The organism is Micromonospora sp. M51 (assembly GCF_018070305.1).
Classification (GTDB): domain Bacteria; phylum Actinomycetota; class Actinomycetes; order Mycobacteriales; family Micromonosporaceae; genus Micromonospora; species Micromonospora parva.
The window spans coordinates 1-6681 of sequence record NZ_JAGPXZ010000309.1 but is presented as its reverse complement, the minus strand read 5'-3'; the positions used below and the strand labels follow the sequence as shown (position 1 = coordinate 6681).

8 protein-coding genes are annotated in these 6681 nt (G+C 73.5%); 1 reads left to right on the top strand and 7 read right to left on the bottom strand.

The window, feature by feature from the left end; translation table 11 throughout:
* Window positions 1–544: phosphotransferase (locus KBX53_RS17610; protein WP_210860423.1), on the top strand; the 544-nt coding region annotated here is incomplete at its 5' end.
* A 6-nt stretch (window positions 545–550) separates the two neighbouring features.
* Here the strand turns inward: KBX53_RS17610 and KBX53_RS17605 are convergent.
* The 7 genes from KBX53_RS17605 to KBX53_RS17575 all read right to left on the bottom strand — a co-directional run.
* Complete coding sequence (locus tag KBX53_RS17605) at window positions 551–1693, bottom strand: alcohol dehydrogenase catalytic domain-containing protein (protein ID WP_247675778.1); 1143 nt, start codon at window positions 1691–1693, stop codon at window positions 551–553.
* Window positions 1690–3114, bottom strand: a complete 1425-nt coding sequence (locus tag KBX53_RS17600) for an aldehyde dehydrogenase family protein (RefSeq protein WP_210860418.1) — start codon at window positions 3112–3114, stop codon at window positions 1690–1692. Before KBX53_RS17600 ends, KBX53_RS17605 begins: the two co-directional genes overlap by 4 nt.
* Before the next feature lie 85 nt (window positions 3115–3199).
* Window positions 3200–4165 carry a zinc-binding alcohol dehydrogenase family protein gene (locus KBX53_RS17595; protein ID WP_030338327.1) on the bottom strand — a complete coding sequence of 322 codons (966 nt, stop codon included), beginning with the start codon at window positions 4163–4165 and terminating at the stop codon, window positions 3200–3202.
* Complete coding sequence (locus tag KBX53_RS17590) at window positions 4162–4524, bottom strand: hypothetical protein (RefSeq protein WP_030338325.1); 363 nt, start codon at window positions 4522–4524, stop codon at window positions 4162–4164. Before KBX53_RS17590 ends, KBX53_RS17595 begins: the two co-directional genes overlap by 4 nt.
* Window positions 4521–5387: an extradiol ring-cleavage dioxygenase gene (locus tag KBX53_RS17585; protein ID WP_210860417.1), complete on the bottom strand. Its 867-nt coding sequence runs from the start codon at window positions 5385–5387 to the stop codon at window positions 4521–4523. The genes KBX53_RS17590 and KBX53_RS17585 overlap by 4 nt, the downstream gene beginning before the upstream one ends.
* A gap of 31 nt (window positions 5388–5418) precedes the next feature.
* Window positions 5419–6189, bottom strand: a complete 771-nt coding sequence (locus KBX53_RS17580) for a citryl-CoA lyase (protein ID WP_210860416.1) — start codon at window positions 6187–6189, stop codon at window positions 5419–5421.
* The coding region (locus KBX53_RS17575) for a CoA transferase (RefSeq protein ID WP_210860415.1) at window positions 6174–6681 on the bottom strand (508 nt) is incomplete at its 5' end. The genes KBX53_RS17580 and KBX53_RS17575, both read right to left, overlap by 16 nt.

The window sequence follows — 6681 nt, the reverse complement described above, 5'->3', positions numbered from 1 at the left end:
GCCACTCGGCCGCCTCGGCGAGCCGTCGACCGCGTCGCCGGCGGCGTGGCCCGCAGTGGGCGCCGCCGTTCGAAAGCTGCACGACGCGCCACTACCGCCGTGGCCCGGTCGCGACCGCGCCGAGTTGACATCACAGCTTGACGCCGAGTGCGAGTGGCTCGTCCGCGACGGCGTCCTCCCCACCGACCTGGTCGCCCGCAACCGCCGGGTCGCCGAGGCGGCGCTCCGACCGTGGACCCCGGTGTTCACGCACGGCGACCTGCAGATCACCCACGTGTTCGTCGACGGCGACGAGATCACCGGTGTGATCGACTGGTCCGAGGCGGGCCGGGGCGACGCCCTCTTCGACCTCGCCACCCTGACGCTCGGGCACGAGGAACGCCTCGCCGACGTCCTCGCCGGCTACCGCGCCGACGTCGACCTCGACGTCATCCGCGGCTGGTGGTCAGCGCGCAGCCTGCTGGCGATCCGCTGGCTCGTCGCGCACGGCTTCGACCCGTTCGCACCAGGCTGCGAGGTCGACGTCCTGAAATCCCGGCTGTGACCGGCGTCAGCTGAGGGTGACCACCCAGCGGGCGCCCTCGCCCCGGGCCAGCCGGTCGAACGCCGTGGGCGCCTCGTCCAAGGGGATCGTGCCGCTGACCAGCACCCCCAGATCCAGTGCGCCGTCGGCCAGCTCGGCAGCCAGCATCGGCACCTCCCGATCCGGGTCGGACGATCCGTACACCGAGGAGCGCAGCGTGCGCGCCGAGTGGAAGATGTCCAGCGCGCCGAGGCTGACCATGTCGTCCTTCGCGCCCATCCCGACCACTGTCACCGCTCCGCCGCGCCGGGTGAGCCGCCAGGCGGCACGGATGGTGGCCGCCCGACCGACGCACTCGAAGGCGTGGTCGACGCCACGGCTCTCGGTGCGCGCCCGTACCTCCTTGGAGAGCCGATCGTCGGAGAGCAGGAAGTCGGTGGCCCCGGCGGCCAGCGCCAGATCCCGCTTCGCCTCCGCGACGTCGACGGCCAGGATCGTGGTGGCACCGGCCCGGCGGGCCGCGCTGAGCACGGCGAGCCCGACGCCACCGAGCCCGACGACCGCCACCGACTCGCCGGGCGTCACCCGGGCGGTGTTCCGGACCGCACCCACGCCGGTGAGCACCGCGCAGCCGAGCAGTGCGGCCTGTTCGGGTGGCAGCCCGGCCGGGATCGGGATGACGGCACGCTCGGGTACCACCACCGCCTCGGCGAGAGCGCCGAGGCCGAGGGTCAGGTGCAGCGGGACCCCGTCGTCGGTCTCGCCACGCGCCACCGTCGGGGCCGTGGTGGCGGCGCAGAGCCACGGCTCGCCGCGCCGACACCACCAGCAGGCCCGGCACGCCGGTGCCCAGTTGAGCACCACCGGGGTGCCGACGGCCACCTGCACGCCCGGCCCGGTCTCGGCCACCACACCGGTCGCCTCGTGCCCGAGCACCAGCGGGAACCTCGCCGCGAGGGTGCCGTTGACCATGGACAGGTCGGAGTGGCAGACACCGGCCGCCGTGATCGTCACCCGCACCTCGCCGGGGCCGGGCGCGGGCAGGCGTACCCACTCGACCCGCAGCTCGGCACCCGACCCGCGCGCGACCAGCGCGCGAACCGTGACCGGCGCGGACGCCGCTTCGGTGCCGCCGCCCGGCGCGGCCGGGGACAGCTCGCCGCCGGTCATCGCTGGATCGCCTTCAGCTCGCAGAACTCGGCCAGCCCGTGCACGCCCAACTCCCGGCCCAGGCCGGACTGCTTGTAGCCACCGAACGGGGCGAGCGGGTTGAACGGGGCACCGTTGATGTCGACGGCGCCGGTGCGCAGTCGCCGGGCCACCGCCAGCGCCGCGTCCGTGTCAGCGGACCAGACCGCGCCGGCCAGCCCGTACTTCGAGTTGTTGGCGATGGCGACCGCCTCGTCGGTGTCGGCGAACGGGATGACGGCGAGCACCGGCCCGAAGACCTCCTCCTGGGCGAGCGCGCTGTCGGGGTGCACGTCGGCGAAGACGGTAGGGGCGACGAAGTGCCCCCGGGCCGGCACCGGCGCGTCCGGTCCACCGGCGACCAGCCGGGCGCCGTCGGCGACGGCCCGGTCGATGTGGCCACGCACCCGCTGCGCCTGGGCGGCGGAGACCAACGGGCCGAGCCGGGTCGCCGGGTCGAACGGGTCGCCGAGCCGGTAGCCGGCCACCGCCGTGGCGATCAGGTGGAGGGCTTCGTCGTACCGGTCGCGGTGCACCAGCATCCTGGTCCACGCGGTGCAGGTCTGACCCGAGTTGAGCAGGGCGTTGCCGACGCCCACCTTGACGGCGGTGGCCAGGTCGGCGTCCGGGAGGATCACGTTGGCGGACTTGCCGCCCAGCTCCAGCGCGACCCGGGCGATCCGGTCGGCGGCGAGCCGCATGATCCGCGCGCCGGTGGCGGTGGAGCCGGTGAACGAGACCAGGTCGACGTCGGGGTGCCCGGCGAGAGCTTCGCCGACCACCGGCCCGGTGCCGCTGACCAGGTTCAGCACCCCCGGCGGCAGACCGGCCTCGGTGACCGCGTCGAAGAGCAGGTACGCGGTCAACGGGGTCAGCTCGCTGGGCTTGAGCACCACAGTGCAACCGGCGGCCAGGGCCGGGGCGAGCTTCGCCATCACCTGGTGCAGCGGGTAGTTCCACGGCGTGATCGCGCCGACCACGCCGATCGGCTCGCGGACGATCAGCGAGTTGCCGACCTCCTCGGTCCAGGCGAAGTCGTCGGCCAGGCCGGCGATGGATTCGAGCACCGCGGCCGGGAAGGCGACCTGGGCGGTGCGGGACATGCCGATCGGCGAGCCCATCTCGGCGGTGATCGCCTGGGCGATCTCCTCGGTACGGGCGGCGAGGCCGGCGCCGAGGCGGCGCAGCACGTCCGCCCGGTGCTGCGGGGTGGTCGCCGACCAGGCCGGGAAGGCGGCCCGGGCGGCGGCGACGGCGCGATCGACGTCGGCGGCGGTGCCGGCCGGGGTCTCGGCGACGACCTCGCCGGTGGCCGGGTTCACGACGGGAAGGGTGCCGGCGGAGCCGGTGACGGTCTCGCCACCGATCCAGTGGCCGGCGACGGTGTGGGTGGAAGGTGTCATGGACCGACCGTCGCACCGTGCCGGAACCCCAACCAGGTGCGGTTTATCCAGGGTTTCGCGATCCCTGGCTGGGGTCCGGCCCTCCTCAGAGCGCGAGGACGATCCGGCCGGCGGCGGTGCCGGCGTCCTGCCGGGCCCAGGCATCCGCGACGGCATCGAAGGGCACGATCTCATGATCGACGGTGAGCCGGCCGGTCGCCGCGTGCCCGGCCACCACTGTCAGCGCCGCTGCCCGCGCGGCGGTCGACAACCCGTTGTTGGTGTAACCGACGATCCGCAGTGCCCCGCTGCGCAGCACGGCGGACTCGATGGGTGCGGTCGCACCCGCCGCGCTGCCCAGGTTGACCAGTCGCCCACCGGGGCGCAGCACCCGCAGCGCCGCCGCGGCCGGGACACCGAAGACCGGGTCCAGGACGAGGTCGAGCGGCCCGTCGGCGGCGTGGCGCAGCCGGTCGGCCAACGACGCGACGTCGTCGTCGGGGAGCAGCGGGAGGGCGACGGCGGCGCCGAGCTCCTCGGCCCGGGCGCGGGCCGCCGCCGAGCGGGCCACGGCGATGACGCGGCGGGCGCCGCCGAGCAGTGCGAGCTGGATGGCGGCCTGGCCCACCACACCCCCGGCCCCCAGCACGACGACCTGGTCACCGACCGACAGGCCGCCGGCGTCGGTCAGCGCCGCCTGCGCGGCGACCGCGGAGAGGCCCAGGGCCGCGAGCAGGCTCAGCGGTACGCCGTCGGGCAGCGCCACCACGTCGGCGGTGGGCACCGTGACCGTGCCCGCCATGCTGCCGTCCACACCAGGGCGCATCCCGGCCGACGTGCCGAACCACACGGGAGTGCCGTCGGCCAGCCGACCGACCCCCTGCACCCCCGGCACGTACGGGGTGGTCGGCGGGCCGAAGTAGCTGGTGCCGCTGGCGCACAGCACGTCCAGCGGGGTGATCGGCACCGCCTCGACGGTGACCGCCACCTCGCCGTCGGCTGGCACGGGTGTCGGCCGCTCGGCGAGCGTCGGCGCGGCACCGCAGCGGGTGAGCACTGCCGCGCGGATCACGTCGCGATGTCCGGGTAGGGCATCGAGAAGTGGGCCAGCCGCGCGCCGTAGGACTTCTGGTATTCCAGCGGCTCGGTGTTGTCCCGCTCGAAGAGGGCGATGAAGAGGGTCAGGGTGAGGAACGGGTGCGCGCCCAGCTCGAAGAGCTTCACGTGGTCGTGGGTGGCCAGCGCCTCGCGCTCCACGTCGTCGAAGCGCAGCCAGGTGCTGGCCTCGCCGGTGTGGCAGTTCAGCACCGTGTTGGCGCACTCGGCCTCCCACCAGGCGACCAGCTCGCGCGGCTCGCTGCGGTAGCGCTCGACCAGCTCCGGGTCCCGGTCGACGGTGAAGAGGAACTTGTTCAGCAGGTATCTGCTCATGCCGTCGGCGCTCCGTTCGGGTACCAGGTGAAGTAGGCCTCCATGGTGTGGAACAGGTCGAGGGTGTCGACGTAGTCGGCCTTCACGCCGGCACCGGCCACGCCCATCATGAGCATGAAGTCCATGAAACCGTGGGTGGCGTTGCCGGGGGAGTGCAGGCTGTCCAGGGTGACCTCGCGCAGGCACTCGTCCAGGTCGCCGTTGGCGATCCACTCGACGGCCCGCCTGTCGAACTCCGGGTCCGGGCCGTGCGGGCCGAACTGCCGGGGGCCGCCGAGCTCCAGCGAGAGGTGACCGGTGCCGATGACGGCCACCCGCAGGTGCGACGGCCACGACTCGACGATGTCGCGGATGCTCTGGCCGAGCTGGACGAAGCGCTTGGGCTGCGGCAGCGGCGGCGCGAAGATGTTCGTGTAGATCGGCACGATCGGCAGGTCGGCCTCGGGCCGCAGCGTGATGATCGGGCAGGTGATGCTGTGGTCGATGCGCAGCTCGTTGCTGAACGCGAGGTCGAACCCGGCGTCGAGCCCGGCCCGCAGGATGTGCGCGGACAGGTCCTCCTGGCCGGTGAGCAGCATCCGGGGCAGCCCGAACTCGCGCTCCTCGTTGTACCAGTTGGCGTCGTAGCGGGGCGCCTTGCCGACCAGGAACTGCGGCATGTTGTCCAGCCAGAGCTGGTGGAAGTGGTCGGAGCCGACCATCACCAGCACGTCGGGTCGGGCCCGGGTCAACGTCTCCCGGAACGCCAGGATCTTGCGGGTCCACTCGTCGGCGAACGGTGGTCGATCATCGCCGGTGGCGGTGCTGGCCCGGTAGTAGAAGGGGTGGTGGGTGGAGGCGATGACCGCGACGATGGAGGCCATTCCCGCTCCTTTCGGGGGTGCGGAGAGGGGGTCAGGGTTCGTAGACGGCGTTGCTGTCGACAGTGCGGTAGATGTCCATGCCGAGCGGTCGTCGTCGCTCCTCGGCGAGGTGCCCGAGCAGCCCCGCCGCGCGGGCCAGCAGGGCGAAGCCGCGCAGCATCTCGACGGGGAGCCCCAGGTCGGCCAGGGCCGCGCCGCAGACCCCGGCGCCGTTGAGCGGCAGGGTGCGGCCGAGCACCTGCGGGTGGACGCGTCCGATCGCCTCGAACAGCCGCAGGTGCGGGCCGTGCAGACCCTCCTCGGTGGCGATCCGGATCAGGACGGGGGTGCGCGGGTCCTGCTCCTTGTGCACGGGGTGCCCCAGCCCGGGGACCAGCCGGCGTTCCTGCTTGGCCCGGGTGACCGCGTCCAGCGCCGCCGCGTCGTAGTCGGTCACCTCACCGGCCTTCTCGAGCGTGTCGGCGAGGAAGCGTCCACAGTCCTCGGTGACGCCGAGGAAGCGGGAGCCGCCGCCGAGCAGGCCGGCGGCGAGCGCGCCCTGCAACGACTCGGGCGCGGACAGGTAGGTCAGCCGGGCGGCGATCGCCGTCGGGGTGAAGCCGTGATCGGCGAGGGCCACCAGCACCGCCTCGAAGACCCGCACCTCACCGGGGGTGGGGCGGCGCCCGGCGACCAGCCAGTACGCCAGCTCGCCGAAGCCCACGGTGCCCATCAGGTCGGCGGCCAGGTCCTGCCCCAGCAGGGAGATGGTGGTCGGGTCGGAGGTGCCGATCCCGGTCGGGAAGCTCAGTTCTTCAGCCACGCGCGGATCTCCTCGCCGTGTTCGTCGAGCCCGGGCGGCGGCAGCTCGTACCGGGCCGGGGTGTCGGAGAAGGTGATGGGGTTACGCACGCCGGGTACGTCGCCGACGGTGACGACCGGGTCGAGCCCCAGCTCCTCGGCGAGCGCCACACCGCCGTCGATGGTGTTGATCGGCGCGCACGGGACGCCGGCGACGAGCAGGTCACGGAACCACTCGTCCTTCGGTCGGGTGGCGAGCCGTTGCACCAGCAGGGGGCGTAACTGCTCGCGGTTGGCGGTGCGGTCCTGGTTGCGGCCGAAGCGCGGGTCGTCCGGCAGGTCGGGCAGGTCGAGCACCTGGCAGAGCTTGCGGAACTGCCCGTCGTTGCCGGCGATGACGATCAGCTCGCCGTCGGCGGTGGGCAGCGGCTCGTACGGGAAGAGACTGGGGTGCGCGTTGCCCATCCGGAACGGGACGGTCCCGCCGGCGACGTAGCCGCTGGAGTGGTTGACC

Bases quoted from the DNA above. Each gene is read 5' to 3' on its own strand.
- KBX53_RS17605 (WP_247675778.1), bottom strand. From the start codon at position 1,693: ATGACCGGCGGCGAGCTGTCCCCGGCCGCGCCGGGCGGCGGCACCGAA.
- KBX53_RS17600 (WP_210860418.1), bottom strand. From the start codon at position 3,114: ATGACACCTTCCACCCACACCGTCGCCGGCCACTGGATCGGTGGCGAG.
- KBX53_RS17590 (WP_030338325.1), bottom strand. From the start codon at position 4,524: ATGAGCAGATACCTGCTGAACAAGTTCCTCTTCACCGTCGACCGGGAC.
- KBX53_RS17585 (WP_210860417.1), bottom strand. From the start codon at position 5,387: ATGGCCTCCATCGTCGCGGTCATCGCCTCCACCCACCACCCCTTCTAC.